Consider the following 14,772-nt stretch of genomic DNA (forward strand, 5'->3'; position numbering starts at 1 on the left):
TAGGAGGCGATGACCGCGCCCCAGGCGGCGATGGTGCCGAGCAGGACGGCCCGCGGCGGGCACGGTGTCGACGTGGATGTCGGCGGTGTTCACCCCGGCCGCGCGCAGGGCCGCTATCTGGGCGTCGGGGGCCTCGTCGGGGGTGACCGACGCGTAGCCGATCAGCACGGCGCTGCCACAGCGCGCGCCAGCTGGCTGGGCAGGTCGTCGCGGTCGGTGTGGCTGCGGTAGCCCGGGGCCTCGTATTCGGGATGGAAGCGGCGGCCCTGGGTTTCGGCCAGCTCGAGGACGCTGGCCACCGTGGGCACGGCCTCCTCGCCCAGGTAGTGGATGGGCCCGTAGATGACGCCGGGTTCGTCGAGATCCTCGTCGCCGAAGTGCCACCCGTCTTCCTCGTCCCAGGCCAGCAAGCGCGCGTAATCGCTCCGCTCGAGCCCCTTGGCGTGCTCGTCGATGCAGATCCAGCCGTGGAGGGGCGTCGTGGTGCTGACGCGGGATTCGACGACGGGCCACCCGAAGATGCGCAGCCCCTCGGCCACGGCGCTGATGTAGGCGTGGTGCACGGTGTCGCTCATGTGTCGATAATACCCGGTAGACCGTTTTCAAGACACTCAATCGCGTGGCCGAAAATACGGATTTCTAGCCTCCGATAAGTGAATGTTATCGGCGGCAAGTGCACCCTAAGTTGGAGACGTGGGCGGTCCCCCGAATGAGTGTCGGAAACACCATCATTTTTCGACACTGGGGTGGGGTGGGACCCCGACGAAATTGTCTATCGTGCGGAAGAAGCCCGAGAGTAGTCTGAGTATTCGCGCGAGTTGGCATCTGTCGCTCGAAGGGGTGGAAATGAAAATTAGGCTCACTATCTATCTTGCCGTCGCATGCGCGTACCTTTCAGCATGGACTGCAGTGGCTATCCCCGCCCACGCGGAGACGTGGACCTCCACATCGACCTATCTTTACAACACAAAGTCCAATCTTCCTTTCACCACCGACTGGCCCTCAGGCTGCACGAATCAGAGCTGCATCCATATCCGACTGGGATCGGACAACGACCGGTCCGGTTGGTATCTCACTATGGACGATAGTGGGATACAAATACACTGGACCACCTCCAAGTGCCTGGACGTACTTAACAGCGTTACAACGAACGGAACCCCGATTACCCTCGCTGAATGCACTGGGGCCAACACTCAGCACTGGAGACCCTTCCGCAACGAGGGCGGCCTCTTCTGGAGTCCAGACGGTGATCGACTACAGAACATCGGCACCGGAAGGTGCCTCGATGCAGGTAATCCATCTTTTCCGCGGCCGCCTCAAACCGGAGCCATCCTCCAAATTTGGGACTGCGCACGCACCATCCACGAGGATTTCGCTGTCAACCAGATCTTTTCTACTGACCCCGATATCTGGCCGTAGCCGTCCCTATCGGCCGGAATCCGGCGACAAAACCGACCAGTCACCGCCGTAGCTGCCGTCACTGACGAAAGAAGCGGGGTACCGCAAACCCCATTCCTGCGCCGTCGCCGGACATGCGGCTCGGGCCTTCCGCCGCTCAGCGTGCCTACTGCTCGGGTTCGGGGTCTGTCCTCACCGGGCTCGGCAGTGGTTGCTCGAGGCCGAGATTGATGCGCCAGACCTCGTTGGGGGTCAACGGCCGCCCGAGGCGGCGTTCACGCTCTCTCAGGGCGAGATCCTGGCGCTCGAGAGCTCTGTGGCCGGAGAGGATGAATGCGGCTGTCAGGGCGAAACTGATCAGTGCGACGGCGGCTAAACCTACGGTCATGGTCGCACGCTACTCGCCCAGGTAGACAATGGCGGGACTTCTCACCTTGTAGCGGATGCCCCCGGGAGACCCGACTCGAAAGGGGTGTGGGTCGGGTCTCCAGGGAAGCCCCGCGCCGTCACCCTGGGGCCAAATGGTTGCGGGGCTGCCACCGAGCATAACGGGACGATGTCACGCTGTGTCGCGAATTCCGGCGCGAGGCAACGCTATTCAGTGTCCTGTTGGCAGCGGGATCGCGCGGGCGGTCAGGTCAACCGTGGCACGGACCCAGCTGGCGCGGCCTGCCTCGATCATGTCCAGCGCAGCCTCGCTTGTCGACGCGGCCGCACCGGTGATGACCACGATTCCGCGGCCGCGCTGCTGCTCGCGGGCCACCGCCGTGAGCCATTTGGGCTCTACGGTCGGCAGGCTGCCCCGGTAGAGCTCGCCGACGATTCCCGGGCCTGTGATGCGCACTTCGGTGGCCGTGATCGACACCGCCCACCCCGCCACGGGCCCGCCGAGAAACGACATGTCCCTCATCGGCTGGGCGCCCTGGGCGCGGACCGCTGCCTCGAACACGTCGGAGGCAGAGGGCTTTCCGTCCTCGTCGAGCATCTTCACCATGAAGCGCGGGAGCAGGATCAGCACCGGCTGCGCCGCGATGGTCCCGGCGAACAGGTCGGCCTGTTCGATGGCCGGTGGCACGGGCTCGCCCGGCTCCACGATGTACTCGTGTATCTCCACGTGTCCTATCCTCCTTCTCTTGTTCTATCGGCGCGGTTCAGCGCGCAAATCCGTTGCGGGCCCTCACATGCCGCGAGCGAGGTCGCCCCAGGTGCCACGCAGCGCAGGCTCGTCCAATTCCGCGGCGGCCGTGGGCGCGACGGCGGGAACGGCGATCGCGTCCCACCAGCGGGCGGCCCAGTCCGCGTCACCCATCGCGGTGTGGCGGAGCTCCTCGGCCGGGGGCTCGATCCCGCATGCCCGCGAGAGGGTCTCGGAATTCCACTCGTGCGTGGGGCGGCCCTCGTCGTCGGCGTGGATCCCGCGCGCGGCCAGCCATCCCACCGTCACGCAGGTCAGATCCTGGGTGCGGTAGTGCCAGCGCGGCAGCAGATGGCAGCGGCGAAGCATCGTGTCCAAGGTCAGATCGTCGAACGGGGTCACCACGCCGAGCAGGTAGGCGTCACGCGTCCAACGCTCGACCAGGACGGCGGCCTCGGCCTCGGCACACACCACGGCCTCGGCCGGGACCGGCTGCCCGGCCGGGGCGTAGCTGGGGTGGCGGTCGTAGAAGCGGCCGACCCGCAGCGCGGCGTAGGTGGCGGCCGACAGATCGACGTCGGAAACCATGAGGGTGAGGCGCTCCTCGGGGCCGTCGACCGGGCGGCGGATCATCGCTATCTCCCACGGGCGACGAAGGGCCGGATCCAGATGCGTGGTCTCGGTGTCGACGAAAACCAGTGTGCGCGAGGGAGATATAGGCATGCGCTGACGCTACCGCCACAGCGCACCCGCGCCGGCGGGAACTCGAGACCGCTAAGTCGAACAGTTCGCACTACGAGCTCGAGATCGGCGCTGGTCAGCGCTACCGTGGATGGGGGTCTGCACGGCCGTCTGAGGGGACATCATGGAGTACACCGATTGGGTTCGGCTTGACGGCCGCCGCCTGCCGCTGGTAGACGTGCGCGCCGACCCTGACGAGCACGTGCGGCTGCTGGCCGCCGCGCGGGCACACAAGAGCGCCGAATGTCTGTGCCGGACACCAGCATTGCCGCTGGTGACCCGCTGCTCGCAGCGCGGCCGCCACCACCTCGCGTGCTGGCCCGGCGAAGGGCCACGCCACGATCCGCGGTGTTCGTTCCATCGGCTCGACCCGGAGATGAGCGGCCAAGGGGCTTACGAACTATCGGCGATCCGCGAGACCGACACGGGGACGTCGATTCGCTTCGCGGCGCCGCTGGTGAGCAAGCCGGGCGAACAGCGGCCCGCGGTCGACGCGGCGGCCTGCCCAGGATTGGGCCGTAGATCGGTCGGGCTGCTCGGCCTGCTGCACTACCTGTGGGACGCGGCGAAACTGTCGGCCTGGTCGGCAGATTCACGCGGCCGCAGCTGGGGGCAGGTCGCGCGGGCACTGACCGAACAGGCTGCCCATTGCACCATCAGCCGACAGCCTGCCGAATCGGTGCTCTACGTCGTTCCGGCCTACCGGCCCGAGCGCGCCGAGGCCAATCTCGCTGCCTTCGATGCCTTCCTCGACACGCTGCGCGCCGACCGCACACAGATCCGGCGCGGCTTCGTCCTGGGCGAGATCCGGGACGTACGCCGGTCGAAATTCGGCTGGTCCTACCAGCTGGGGCAGCTGGGGCGCCAGCGGCTGGTGTTCGTGAGCGACCAGCTCGACGCCAAGCTGCGCCGTTCCTACCGCAATGCGTTCTCCGACGCGGCCGCCGATGCCGGCGGGCTACGGGTCGCGCTGTTCTACATCGAGCGCTCCAGCGGGGGCTTCGCCACAGCGGTGGACGCAGCGGTGATGCTGACCAATTCCGCCTATATCCCAGCGGATTCGTCGTATGAGGTTCGCATGGCCGATGCCCTGTCCGCGGCGGGCCGCAGCTTCCTCAAGCCGCTGACCTTCGACAGCGGCACCGGCGACGCCGTGACCGCTTCGGTGTTCCCGGACTTCGTGCTGGTCGACGAACCGGCGGCCTACGTGGAAGTCTGGGGCCTGCCGGGCCGGGAGGACTACGAACACCGCAAGGCCGAGAAGATCGCGCACTACCAGCGCACCGCCTCCAAGCTGATCGAATGGACGGTCACCGACCCGATTCCGACGCGGGCGAGGCTGGCGCGCCCGGCCGGGCAGCACCGGACGTTCCGGTATCGTTCTCGAACATGAGTTCGATATCCGCTTTCCGGCAGTGGTACCGGCTGCCGGACGGGACGCTCAGCCGATCCGGCGAACTCGTCGTGCTGCCCGGGGGGCGGGCGGTACTGCCGTCTCCGCTTCGATGTCCGGTCTGCGAACTGCCTTTTCAGCCGGGCGAAATGGTCGTGGGCTGGCAGGCATGCCGGAACTCCGACAGTGCGTGCAGCGGGCATATCGCGACCACCTGCCTGCGTGAACAACCGAACGGGCGGCTGTGCTCCGGCGCGGAGCATCAACCGCCGAAAAGGTTGGGATGCGAGCGGTTTGCCTTTGATGGCCGATAAGCGGCGACCGGCGGATGCGGGTTGCATCCACCGGTCGACAGACGTGTCTTGTTGCTCAGACTCAGTTGCGTGAGTTCTTGATCTCCGCGAAGTAGGCGGCCATCATTTCGTTCTCTTCGAACCCGAGCACGGTTTGTTCGATGTCGGCTGCAGTGAACCACCGCAGTTCTTGGCCCTCGGTGAGCGTGATCTCGTTCAGATCGAGGTCCAAGCGGGTGCGGAAGGTGTGTTCGCGCAGCCCCCAGTGCCGGTCACGGGTGCAGTGGTGCTCGATCTGGGCGGGGTCGAGCACCACCCCGATTTCCTCCTTGATCTCGCGAATCACGTTCTCGAGCGGCGATTCCCCTTCCTCGCGGACGCCGCCGAGCAGGGCCCACATGCCGGGGCACGGGATATCGGGTTTGTCGTCGCGCAGGAACAGCAGCACCTCGTCCCGGCTATTGCGGATGATGATGTTCGAGCCCTCTTGGGTGATATCCATTCAGCTGCTCCTCGTGGTCGTCGGTACGGCGGTCCCAGGCAATGGATGTGGAGCGGGTCGGGTCGCGGCGCATCGGAACCCGAGGTCGAATGCTTCGTATTCCGGTATGCCGCAGATTCGTTCACTGGTGCGGGTTTGGAGCCGCATCATCTTCCATGACCCACCACGAGCGACGATGTAACCCAGGCGCGCGGCCGCGCCGTACCCGTCGTCGTAGTGGCCATTCCCGTAGAGGTGATAGGTGCTGGCGGTCCATTCGGTGACGTTGCCGGCCATGTCCTCGCACCCGAACGGCGACACCGACGCCGGGAACATCCCTACCGGGGTGGTGGCCGGAGCGGGCCCGTGGTCGCGCCAGCGCCCGACGTACCAGCGTTTCCAGTCCGCGAGGTCGCGCAGCGGTTCCCCGGCCCAGTACTCGGCGGTGTTGGCGGCCAGCTGCGACCAGGCGGCACCCCACGGCCACGCCTTCCAGCGGGGCCCGTGGGCGGCGTACTCCCATTCCGGCTCGGTGGGCAGGCGCTTGCCAGCCCAGCGGGCATAGGCGCGGGCGTCGGCGTGATCGACGTGCACAACCGGGTGGTCGGGCCGGTCGGTGGGCGCGTCGATATCGGGATGCGGGTGACGCCATGAGATCCCCGTCATCGGCTGCCACATGTCGGGCCCATAGACCAGGCCGTCACCGCTCCGCTCCGCGCCGGTAACCCATCCGGTCTCCGCGGCGAACCGCGCGAATTCGGCGTTGGTGACCGGATGACGGTCCATCCAGAATCCCTCGAGGGTGACCGCGTGCTGCGGGGCCTCATCATCGAACCAGGTCCGCGAATAGTGCTGCGTGGCTGCCAGGGCTGCCAAATGGTCTTCCGGGGAACCGATTTCGACGATCGCGGGCGGAATCCACACCATGTTCTCGGCAGTGGTGGGCATCGTGCGCATTCGGCTCACCCGCCCATGAACGCGGAGATCACGCACACCTCGTGCTGCGCGGCCGGAAACGGCTTGTCCAGCGACTCCGACGCGCTGACGCGCACGTCGTCAATGGCGACAGCCGCGTAGCGGGGGATGGTCCCTGCCTCGGTCAGGATGCGGTTGGCGAGTGTCGGGAATTCCGCGGCGAGCCAGCGCAGCGCGTCGCCGAGGGTTTCGGCCTCGCACCACAGGTTCGTCATGTCCCGATCGACGAGGTTGCTCCAGTTGGCGGGGACGGTGAACCGGACGGCGCTCATGCTGCGGCCTCCGGTCCCTGCTGGTGGTCGCGCATCCACTCCACGGTGAGGGCGAGCCCTTCGTGCAATCCGATGTGGGGTTTCCAGCCCAGCAGCTCGGTGGCGCGACCCAGGTCCGGGCAGCGGGCCGGGGCGTCGGCCTGGCGGGCCTCGACCACATCGAGGGCTCCGGCGCCCGCGAGTTCGATCACCATCGCGGCCAGCTCGGTGATGCTGACTTCCTCGGTCGCGCCGATGTTGACCGGCCCGAACTCCTCGCATTCGAGCATGGCGCGGATCGCAGCGACGGCATCGGAGACGTACAGCAGGCTGCGGGTCTGGTTCCCGCCGTGCAGGGTCAGTGTCCGGCCTTCGAGCGCGGCCGCGCAGAACGCCGGCACCACCCGCGAATCCCCGGCCCACATGTGGGGTCCGTAGACGTTGAACGGGCGCACCACCCCCGCCCGTACACCTTCGCGGCGACGGTAGGCGACCGCGGCGGCCTCGGTGACCATCTTCGCCACCTCGTAGGCCGAACGCGGGCCCAGTGGGTCGATCGCGCCCTGGCAGGTCTCGGCCTGTGGGTGAATGTCGGTGTCGCCGTAGACATCGCTCGAGGACGCCAGCACGATGCGCGCCTCGTATGCGGCAGCCACTTCGAGGGTGTTCATGGTGCCGACCGACCCGGCCCGCAGGGTCTCGATGGGCATCTGGGAGTACATCGCGGGCGCGGCTGGGCACGCCAGGTGCACGATCCCATCCACCTCCGGCAGGTCAGCGAAGGTGGCGCGGTCGGTGATGTCGCCGATTCGCATCCCGAACCGCCGGTGCTCGATCGCCGCCGCGAGGTTCGCGCGGTGGCCGGTGGACAGGTTGTCGATCACGGTCACCTCGTGACCCTGGTCGAGTAGCTCCATCGCCAGATGGCTACCGATCAGCCCGGCACCGCCGGTAATCAACGTGTGCATGATCATTCTCCTTCGTGAATTGGCAATCAGGGCAAACGCTTTCAGTGCACGATCGGGTGCAGCGCAGCGTGCGCAGACCGGCCGCGACTCGGCGGATGAGATCCGGGTCGGTCTCCCGAACTAGTGCGCCGTCAGGGATCGGGCTGGGCGTGCGCTGCGGCAGAGCCGCCGCATCGTCGGTCTTGGTCATGGGTCCTACTCGAAAAGTTGATGACACGGCAGCCGTCGCATACGCATCGACACCGCGCGGTCCAGCCGGACCACCACGCTGGCGTGCCAGCGAGCCATATCGGCGACGAAAGCGCGGGCGGCGGATTCTTCCGCACGGAAATGCAAGGGCGGCAGCGCAGGAAATTCGACGGTTACGTGCATCTGCATGTCCTCTCGCCCCCTTTCCTATCCCTGCCGCGGGTGCTCAGCAGTCGTCGATTCCCTCGGAGACGTAGGCGTGAGCCGCGAGGAATTGCAAGCACTCGGGGCCATGCCCAGCGTGCAGCCGTAACACCGCGTCGGCTGCCGCCGGACCAGCGAACATCGCGGGGTCACTAGCGCAATCGCGGTGAGTGACCTCGCACAAGGCCATATCGAACGACTGCACCGGCGTGCCCTCCCTGAGTACTGAATTTCGCTTCCAGGCTTCGTTTCTGCCTCTGCCGGAAGTGAATTCAGCTCACCACCCACACACATGGATCAACGGGTCTACGGTGGTGACAAATGCGCCCACCGGAATCTGTCACCACCGGGAATGATGAGAGATGACCTCGCAACCTCCACGATTGCCGAACATGAACCCGAACCGGACCGGCGCGGCATTGAGACGGTGGCGCGGCACGCGAAAGCTGAGCCAACGGGACCTGGCGGCCGCCCTCTTCTGTGACCACACCTGGATCACTGCAATCGAGGCCGGGCGGCGGTGGCCGCACAATCGCGGTTGGATCGAAGATGCCGATGTATTGCTCGGGGCCGCTGGCGAATTGGTCTCGGCGTGGGATGCCGACCAAGCCGAGCGGGCCCAGGCGATCGACACAATGCGGCTACTCGAAACCGCCCGCGAAGGCTCTGAAGCACTGCTCATTTCCCCTGACGGGGCATCGCTGGACGACATCGGGCAACGCATCGTGGACATCGCCCTCAAAGCACGGCTTGAGTCCTACGACCGCACCCTGTCGCGGGCACTGGGACTGCGCTCTGAACTCACTCGACGGCTCCAGGTCGGAGCACACAGCCCGAACGCGATTCGTGACCACTACGTGGCATTGGGACGGGTCTGCGGCGTACTGGCGTACTTGACCCTGGACCTCGGACAAGCCGACCATGCCAAGGTTCACGCACAAGCGGCCTTCGAGCTCGGCGACCGCGCCGGCCACGATCAACTCAGGGCGTGGGCACGCGGCACTCAAGCTCTCGCATTCCGGTTCACCAAGGATTTCGAGCTCGCGCGCGGCGCGGCCGAGGACGGACTGAACTACGTGGGCCGCTCGACCGGGACCAGCGAACCGCGGCTGCTGTGCAGCCTTGCGGCCTCCGTCGCCAATCTTGGTGACTCGCCTTTGGCGCTCGGGCTGCTAGAGCAGGCTGACCGAGCTCGCGAGCACTGCCAGCCCGATGAGATCGCGGGACTGTTCACCTTCACTCCCGCGAAACAGATCTACTACCACGGGTTTTCGCTGATGTGGGCCGACGACATGAAGACGCTCCACCGGTCAGTCACGGCGTCGCAGGACGCATTGAATGCTTGGCAGGTGCAGCGCTCTCCCGGCGACGAAATGCTGACCACCATCTACCTCGCCATGGCGAATGCTCGAATGGGGGACCTGGACGCGAGTCTGGCGGCGGTCTCGCCAGTGCTGGAACACCCCATCGAGGCGCACTTCTCGTGGGTCCGCAAACGGCTCAATCAACTGGATAGCCTTCTGGCCCGGCACTTCCCGGACTCGAAAACGGCGCAGGAGGAACGCGAGGTTCTTCAGGCGTACGTCCACGCCGCCTGACGGTGAGAGAACTTCGGCCACCTAGCGGTTCCCGGCAGTGCGGCGGGAACCGCTAGGTGGCCGAAGCGTCTATTTCACGATCCGGACCGGCGTTTTGAGCTGCTGGTCGGCGGCGGCAATGGCCTTGACCGTCTTGTGGTGGATCCCGCCGTAGTTGCGGGTCGCGGTCGCCTTCTTGATGGCGTTGTCCGAGCTGCCTTCGTCGAGCATCCGCAGGACGGTTGCGATCTGTTCCATGGTCGGCTTGGTCACCAGGCCCGCGGCGAGGATGCGGGAGGCGCGCACTTCGCACTGGTCCGGGCCGTCGGCGTCGGTGCGAGGTTCAGGCAGGGCTCGCACCACGGACCCGGTCGCGGCACTCAGGGTCGCACTCGGCGGCGGCGTCGGCGCGGGTGGCCTCGCACCGGCGAGTGCGGATTCCTCTTGGTGCGAGGTGACGGGCTGGTGCGAGGCCGGGCTCGCACTGCTGCTCGTCGGTGCGAGGGCTGGTGCGATCTGCGGCGGTGCGGGGCTCGCAGTTGCCGGTGCGATGGGCACCGGGTGCCCGCCGCGCCGACGCGCCGCCTGGATGAGGGCGTACTCGGCGACGAGGGCAGCGGGAAGGCCAGTGGTCGCATCAAGGTTCGCACTTGCCGCTGCGAGGTCGGCTGTGCGACCACTTTCCGGCTGGTCAGGCTCTGTGCGAAGTGGTGCGAGGTCGACGGGCATCTCGGATGGGAGTGCATCATCAGCCGGTGCGAGCGGGGCGGGCGCGGAGGCGAGCGATGAGGTCGCATCGGAGGTCGCAGCAGTTGGTGCGAGGTCCATCTGCTCGGCGGGTGCGAGCGGGGCGGCCGCTGGTGCGAGGGCCGGGGTCGCATCGGTGCTCGCAGTGCGAAGTGCGAGGTGCGAGGTGGGTGCGAGGGGTGCGCCCGCGGGTGCGAACTCGGGCAGCGAGTGCGAGGTCGCATCGGCCGGTGCGAGGTACGGCGCCACCTTGGCGCGGTATTCGGCGAGTGGATCCGCATCGGCCGGGATGGCCTTGCTGGCACGGTCGATCGCTTCGGCGTACTTGTCCGACATGGCGTGATAGATGCGCATCGCGATGGCGACCATGCCGGGCGCAAGTGCGTGAATCGCGATGTCGTAGGGCTGCCAGTCTCGCAGGTAGGGGAAGGTGTTGAGCCCGAGCATGATCAGCAGCAACGCGCCCTCGGACACCAGCACCGTGCGCTTGGTGAGCTTCACGTCCCATTCGGCCAACTTCGGGACACCGACCATGAGCACGACCAGGCACACCGAGACCATGGCCTCGAGGATGTATGAGACCCAAAAGAGCATGTCCGATGCCGTGAGCTGGTTGGCCGGGTCGTGGTGGACAACGTTGTACTGGACGTTGATTGCGCTCCAGACCATTCCGCCCACGACGACTCCGCCGAGGGCTCGCAGGCTCCAGGTCCGAAACGTGTCCAGGGTCGCCAGCTTCGCGTGCGGGTTGGTCGTGCGGCGCTGGCGGGCCTGGGCCTTGCGGGCGGCGAGGATGTCGCGCCGGTCGGCGGCATTGATTTCGGCGTCGACTTCGCGCGCGGCGTCGGCGGCGTCGGCGGCGGCCTGGCCGGTCTTGCGGCGCTGGTCACGCTCGAGGCGGCGCAGCTCCTCGGCGAGGTCTCGCTCTTCGATGAGCTCGAGCTCGGAGGGAGCCGCGTTCAATGCGCCGGCCTCGCCCCGCAGCAGCGCCAGGCGCTGATGTGCCTGGTCGATGCGGGTTTTCAGCTCTGCCGGGTCGTCGGTGGTGATGACCTGGTGGTGGTCGTTGTCCCTGTCTTTGGATTTGCCGGTCCAGAGCATGATTGGCCCCCTTCTGCTTCCCGGCGTGGAATCGGTCAGTCGGCGGCGATTGCCGCGCGGACCGATTCCGGGATGTCGGTGTAGCCGGTGCGGTTCTTGCGGACGATGGCCCGCAGGGTGTCCTCGAGTTCGTCGGCTTCTACACCGTGAGCTTTAGCGTCTCCGACGGCGAGCACGGCCTGCTCGCTCCATTCGCGCAGCTTGGCCACGCGAGACACCAGCGGCAGAAACGTCTGTTCTGCGGTGCGCGCCGCAAGTCGGGCGCGGGCGTCGATGCCGGACCCGGGCTCGCTGGCGTCGGCGGCCTGGATGGCGTCGCGGACCGATTCGGGGATCTCGGTGTAGGCGGTGCGGTTCTTGCTCGTGATGCCGCGCAGCGTGTTCTCGAGATCCTCGCCGGTCACACCGGCCGCCTTCGCATCGGCGACGGCGAGCACGGCCTGCTCGATTCCCTCGCGCAGCTTGGCGACGCGAGACACCAGCGGCAGAAACGTCTGTTCCGCGGTGCGCGCCGCAAGTCGGGCGCGGGCCACATCGGCCGGGCCGGAGGTCGCTACGCGCGGCGCGGCGGCAGGCTTGCGCGTCTCCGGCGCGGATTCCTTCCGGGCAGCAGGCTGGACCGGGGAACGCTCGGCGGCCTTCGGCGCGGCGGCGGCCGTCGGCTCGCGCTTCGGCTCAGCGGCGGGCTTTTCCTGCTCCGGCTGGGTCTGGGCGGCCGATGCCGCAGCAGGCTCAGCCTTGGCAAGCTCAGCTACCGGCGGCTGCGGCGCTGGCGCGATGGCCTCGGGCTTCGGCTGATCGGTCTGTGTGACGGCCTGCCCCGGCGGTGTCGGCATGTCGGTCAGGTTTCGCCGCGACCTGGACGACGGCGGGGTCAGGGCCGCCCTCGTGCGTTCTTCTTTGGTCGTCATCAATGATCAGTTCCCCTCTTGGCGGTGAAAGCTATTGGAAGACAAGGCCGTTAGGAAGATTCAAGTTCTTCGACCACAGCCTCGTAGCCGAACAGACGAAGCGGCACAGAGTGCGCGGACCGAGCAACAAGCGTGTTGTTGCGGATCCGGGCTTTCATGACCGGGATTCCGACCGATGACAGGGCATCCTCGATGTCCCGAGTCAGAGCAGCGGAGGGATCGACACGAACGAACAGCACACGGCAATCGATCTGCCTGCCCTGTTCCTGCTCGACCTCGCCCACGAGATCGTAAGCGCCAGTGATCTGTTCGACAGTCAAGTATCCCGGCTCAGTGGGAAGGATGATCTTGTGAGACAGGCGAGCGATGTTCTTCAGGCCCTCGGGGTCTGCCGGTCCCCCATCGATGATTCGGCGGGATGCATTGCTGCCGTGGATGATGCCGTACAACTCGGCCTCCGTGTTGGCAGGTTCAACACCGTAGTTCGCGGGCCATTCTCGGTGCGCCGCACCGCCAAGTCCCAAGCCTTCGTGAGCCTTATCGGCCCAGGCCACTGCCGAATGGTAGTTGTCGTACGACACCAGATCGACGTCTTTCCCGCTGCGAACGTAGGCGAAACCGCTCATGATCGCGCATGTTGTCTTGGTGGTGCCGCCGCCCTTGATGTGCGTGCTGGCTATGACGGTGCAGTCTTCCGGCGGTCTCCAGCCGGTGTAGTCGCTAGACATAGATCGGGACTGTACGCGATCAGTTGCCGATGCGCTCGGAACTACACCCTGTGTCCTTGAATCCCATGATGTTTCGCTTCTGTGCGCGCTGGAGCGCAGGTGCGCGGTACGCGCGGTATGCGCGTACCGCGCGCGTAAATACCAAGTGTTGGACAAGAAGTCCAGGATTTCCGATGGAAACCCATGTCGTGGCGGGTTTTTCATCACGTGACATAAACCCGGGATGCGCAGAGGTGTCATTCCCTTCGATGCGACACCGCTGCATCGACGCCAGGGGGGCGCAATCGGCCATTCCCATTAGGTCGTCACCTCTCGAATCGGAGGGGATTCAGCCCGGGTTGTTCGGGACGGTCCTCCCCGGGGTGGGGGAGCCGTGAGCACGCCGGCCAAGGAGGGCCCGGCGCGGGCGATGCGGAGAAAGCTACTCCATGGCCGGGCGGGCGGGTAGCAGCGGCGAGCCGATTCGACGGTCGTTCGCCCGTTCGTTCGTTGCGAACGTTCGAACGTTCGCGTGACGATTGTCACGCGACGAACGAACGTTTAGGCTGGTCAGATGAGCCGTGAGCCCGGCCGTCCTGACGGCGGCGGTCCATCCGAACGTGAGCCGAGCGCGACGCCCGTCGGCCGATCGCCTGCTGGCGGCGGCCGGGTGAAGGTCCACGCCGACAGCGCATCCCGGTCGCGGGCCTGGCGGGAACGGCAGCGAGAACTCAGGGAGCCACAGCCCGCGGCGCCGACAATGCACGCGGTCCCGGACGGTCCCGACGCCGCGACGCGCTCGCTGGCGAGCGTGGCCCGCGATATCCGCGCCAGCCTGGCGGGAATCCAAGGGCTTTCCGACCGGATGGCCGAGGCGCTCGATGTACTGGCAGATCCCGAAGCCATCGACGGTCAACTCGAACTCGCCCGCACCGATGCTGACCGGCGGGTCGCCGAGGCCGCCCAAGCCGAGGCCGCCGCCCGGGCCGAGACGGTGCAGGCCCGCGCGGCCGAGGCCGAGCTGCGCACCGAGCTGGCCCAGGCAACCGGCGACGCGGCCGAGGCAATCGACCAGGTGACAGAGCTCGAGACCCTGCTCGGGCAGGAACGTGAGAGCGCAGCGCAGGCGGCGCGGGATCACAGCGAAGCCCTGACGGGCCTGAAACAGCAGCACAGCAGCGACCTCGCCGACGCCGACGCGCGCCGCGAAACCGAGGTGAGGGAGCTCAAGGCCGATCACCAGGACCAACTCGACACCATGCGCGCCGACAGCGATCGCAAGTTCGCCGAGGCCAGGGCTGAACACCTTGCGCAGCGCACCCAGCTGCAGAGCGACCTCGACCAAGCTGCGGCCGCGAACCGGGCACTGGAAACCCAACGCGACCGGGCAACCGCCGACGCCGACCGGTTGCGAAGCGAGCTGGCCACCGCGACCAGCGAGCTGGCTGCACTGCGCACCACCGAAGCGGGCCAGCGCGCCGAACTCGCCCAGCGCACCGCCGAACGCGATGCGGCCCGGGCAGCAACAGAGGCCGCGGCGACGGCTGCCGAACAACGTGTAGGTGATGTGCGTACGCTTCTGAATAGCCAGATCAACGACCTGCACGACCAGATCAAGGACCTGCGAAGCGAACTGGGCACTGCGCGCAGTGAGCTCGCACAAGCGCAGCGAGGTGGCAGAGATGGCTGAATCAGGACATC

Annotated in this window: 15 protein-coding genes; 3 read left to right on the top strand and 12 right to left on the bottom strand. The window is 66.8% G+C overall.

Annotated elements, in window-relative coordinates; genetic code table 11:
• Positions 1-161: 161 nt before the first annotated feature.
• The 4 genes from ACWELJ_RS21240 to ACWELJ_RS21255 all read right to left on the bottom strand — a co-directional run bounded on the left by ACWELJ_RS21240 (position 162) and on the right by ACWELJ_RS21255 (position 3,256).
• Positions 162-575 carry a DUF6292 family protein gene (locus ACWELJ_RS21240; protein WP_452367862.1) on the bottom strand — a complete coding sequence of 138 codons (414 nt, stop codon included), beginning with the start codon at positions 573-575 and terminating at the stop codon, positions 162-164.
• 989 nt (positions 576-1,564) lie between these two features.
• The gene (locus ACWELJ_RS21245; RefSeq protein ID WP_452367863.1) at positions 1,565-1,786 is read right to left on the bottom strand and encodes a hypothetical protein; all 222 of its coding nucleotides are present in this window, start codon (positions 1,784-1,786) and stop codon (positions 1,565-1,567) included.
• Between the two features lie 210 nt (positions 1,787-1,996).
• Complete coding sequence (locus tag ACWELJ_RS21250) at positions 1,997-2,512, bottom strand: hypothetical protein (RefSeq protein ID WP_452367864.1); 516 nt, start codon at positions 2,510-2,512, stop codon at positions 1,997-1,999.
• Positions 2,513-2,575: 63 nt separating this feature from the next.
• Positions 2,576-3,256: a hypothetical protein gene (locus tag ACWELJ_RS21255; RefSeq protein ID WP_452367865.1), complete on the bottom strand. Its 681-nt coding sequence runs from the start codon at positions 3,254-3,256 to the stop codon at positions 2,576-2,578.
• 142 nt (positions 3,257-3,398) lie between these two features.
• On the opposite strand from ACWELJ_RS21255, the gene ACWELJ_RS21260 reads away from it, so the two are divergent.
• Positions 3,399-4,667, top strand: a complete 1,269-nt coding sequence (locus tag ACWELJ_RS21260; protein WP_452367866.1) for a DUF1173 family protein — start codon at positions 3,399-3,401, stop codon at positions 4,665-4,667.
• Between the two features lie 375 nt (positions 4,668-5,042).
• Here ACWELJ_RS21260 and ACWELJ_RS21265 read toward each other — a convergent pair whose 3' ends face one another.
• The 5 genes from ACWELJ_RS21265 to ACWELJ_RS21285 all read right to left on the bottom strand — a co-directional run bounded on the left by ACWELJ_RS21265 (position 5,043) and on the right by ACWELJ_RS21285 (position 8,013).
• Entirely contained in the window at positions 5,043-5,462 is a 420-nt protein-coding gene (locus ACWELJ_RS21265) for an NUDIX hydrolase (RefSeq protein ID WP_452367867.1), read from the bottom strand.
• Positions 5,463-6,389 carry a formylglycine-generating enzyme family protein gene (locus ACWELJ_RS21270; RefSeq protein WP_452367868.1) on the bottom strand — a complete coding sequence of 309 codons (927 nt, stop codon included), beginning with the start codon at positions 6,387-6,389 and terminating at the stop codon, positions 5,463-5,465.
• Positions 6,390-6,403: 14 nt separating this feature from the next.
• Positions 6,404-6,688, bottom strand: coding sequence for a hypothetical protein (locus tag ACWELJ_RS21275; protein WP_452367869.1), 285 nt, complete (start codon positions 6,686-6,688; stop codon positions 6,404-6,406).
• Complete coding sequence (locus ACWELJ_RS21280; protein WP_452367870.1) at positions 6,685-7,635, bottom strand: NAD-dependent epimerase/dehydratase family protein; 951 nt, start codon at positions 7,633-7,635, stop codon at positions 6,685-6,687. Before ACWELJ_RS21280 ends, ACWELJ_RS21275 begins: the two co-directional genes overlap by 4 nt.
• 195 nt (positions 7,636-7,830) lie before the next feature.
• Positions 7,831-8,013 carry a hypothetical protein gene (locus ACWELJ_RS21285; RefSeq protein WP_452367871.1) on the bottom strand — a complete coding sequence of 61 codons (183 nt, stop codon included), beginning with the start codon at positions 8,011-8,013 and terminating at the stop codon, positions 7,831-7,833.
• A 377-nt stretch (positions 8,014-8,390) separates the two neighbouring features.
• On the opposite strand from ACWELJ_RS21285, the gene ACWELJ_RS21290 reads away from it, so the two are divergent.
• A complete protein-coding gene (locus ACWELJ_RS21290) occupies positions 8,391-9,626 on the top strand; it encodes a helix-turn-helix domain-containing protein (RefSeq protein WP_452367872.1) in 1,236 nt (411 codons plus the stop codon).
• Positions 9,627-9,695: 69 nt separating this feature from the next.
• Here the strand turns inward: ACWELJ_RS21290 and ACWELJ_RS21295 are convergent, their stop codons facing one another.
• From ACWELJ_RS21295 to ACWELJ_RS21305, 3 genes are read right to left on the bottom strand one after another with little or no spacing between them, the layout of a single operon-like run.
• Positions 9,696-11,453: a hypothetical protein gene (locus ACWELJ_RS21295; protein ID WP_452367873.1), complete on the bottom strand. Its 1,758-nt coding sequence runs from the start codon at positions 11,451-11,453 to the stop codon at positions 9,696-9,698.
• Positions 11,454-11,488: 35 nt separating this feature from the next.
• Complete coding sequence (locus tag ACWELJ_RS21300) at positions 11,489-12,364, bottom strand: hypothetical protein (RefSeq protein WP_452367874.1); 876 nt, start codon at positions 12,362-12,364, stop codon at positions 11,489-11,491.
• A gap of 50 nt (positions 12,365-12,414) precedes the next feature.
• Positions 12,415-13,092, bottom strand: a complete 678-nt coding sequence (locus ACWELJ_RS21305; protein WP_452367875.1) for a ParA family protein — start codon at positions 13,090-13,092, stop codon at positions 12,415-12,417.
• Positions 13,093-13,645: 553 nt separating this feature from the next.
• Between ACWELJ_RS21305 and ACWELJ_RS21310 the strand changes: the two genes are divergently transcribed.
• On the top strand, positions 13,646-14,761 hold the full coding sequence (locus ACWELJ_RS21310) for a hypothetical protein (RefSeq protein WP_452367876.1): 1,116 nt from the start codon (positions 13,646-13,648) through the stop codon (positions 14,759-14,761).
• The last annotated feature ends 11 nt before the right edge of the window (positions 14,762-14,772 follow it).

The organism is Nocardia sp. NPDC004582 (genome assembly GCF_053602115.1).

Bases quoted from the DNA above. Each gene is read 5' to 3' on its own strand.
- ACWELJ_RS21265 (WP_452367867.1), bottom strand. From the start codon at position 5,462: ATGGATATCACCCAAGAGGGCTCGAACATCATCATCCGCAATAGCCGG.
- ACWELJ_RS21260 (WP_452367866.1), top strand. From the start codon at position 3,399: ATGGAGTACACCGATTGGGTTCGGCTTGACGGCCGCCGCCTGCCGCTG.
- ACWELJ_RS21255 (WP_452367865.1), bottom strand. From the start codon at position 3,256: ATGCCTATATCTCCCTCGCGCACACTGGTTTTCGTCGACACCGAGACC.
- ACWELJ_RS21280 (WP_452367870.1), bottom strand. From the start codon at position 7,635: ATGCACACGTTGATTACCGGCGGTGCCGGGCTGATCGGTAGCCATCTG.
- ACWELJ_RS21300 (WP_452367874.1), bottom strand. From the start codon at position 12,364: ATGACGACCAAAGAAGAACGCACGAGGGCGGCCCTGACCCCGCCGTCG.
- ACWELJ_RS21295 (WP_452367873.1), bottom strand. From the start codon at position 11,453: ATGCTCTGGACCGGCAAATCCAAAGACAGGGACAACGACCACCACCAG.
- ACWELJ_RS21275 (WP_452367869.1), bottom strand. From the start codon at position 6,688: ATGAGCGCCGTCCGGTTCACCGTCCCCGCCAACTGGAGCAACCTCGTC.
- ACWELJ_RS21245 (WP_452367863.1), bottom strand. From the start codon at position 1,786: ATGACCGTAGGTTTAGCCGCCGTCGCACTGATCAGTTTCGCCCTGACA.
- ACWELJ_RS21240 (WP_452367862.1), bottom strand. From the start codon at position 575: ATGAGCGACACCGTGCACCACGCCTACATCAGCGCCGTGGCCGAGGGG.
- ACWELJ_RS21290 (WP_452367872.1), top strand. From the start codon at position 8,391: ATGACCTCGCAACCTCCACGATTGCCGAACATGAACCCGAACCGGACC.
- ACWELJ_RS21270 (WP_452367868.1), bottom strand. From the start codon at position 6,389: ATGCCCACCACTGCCGAGAACATGGTGTGGATTCCGCCCGCGATCGTC.
- ACWELJ_RS21310 (WP_452367876.1), top strand. From the start codon at position 13,646: ATGAGCCGTGAGCCCGGCCGTCCTGACGGCGGCGGTCCATCCGAACGT.
- ACWELJ_RS21305 (WP_452367875.1), bottom strand. From the start codon at position 13,092: ATGTCTAGCGACTACACCGGCTGGAGACCGCCGGAAGACTGCACCGTC.
- ACWELJ_RS21285 (WP_452367871.1), bottom strand. From the start codon at position 8,013: ATGCAGATGCACGTAACCGTCGAATTTCCTGCGCTGCCGCCCTTGCAT.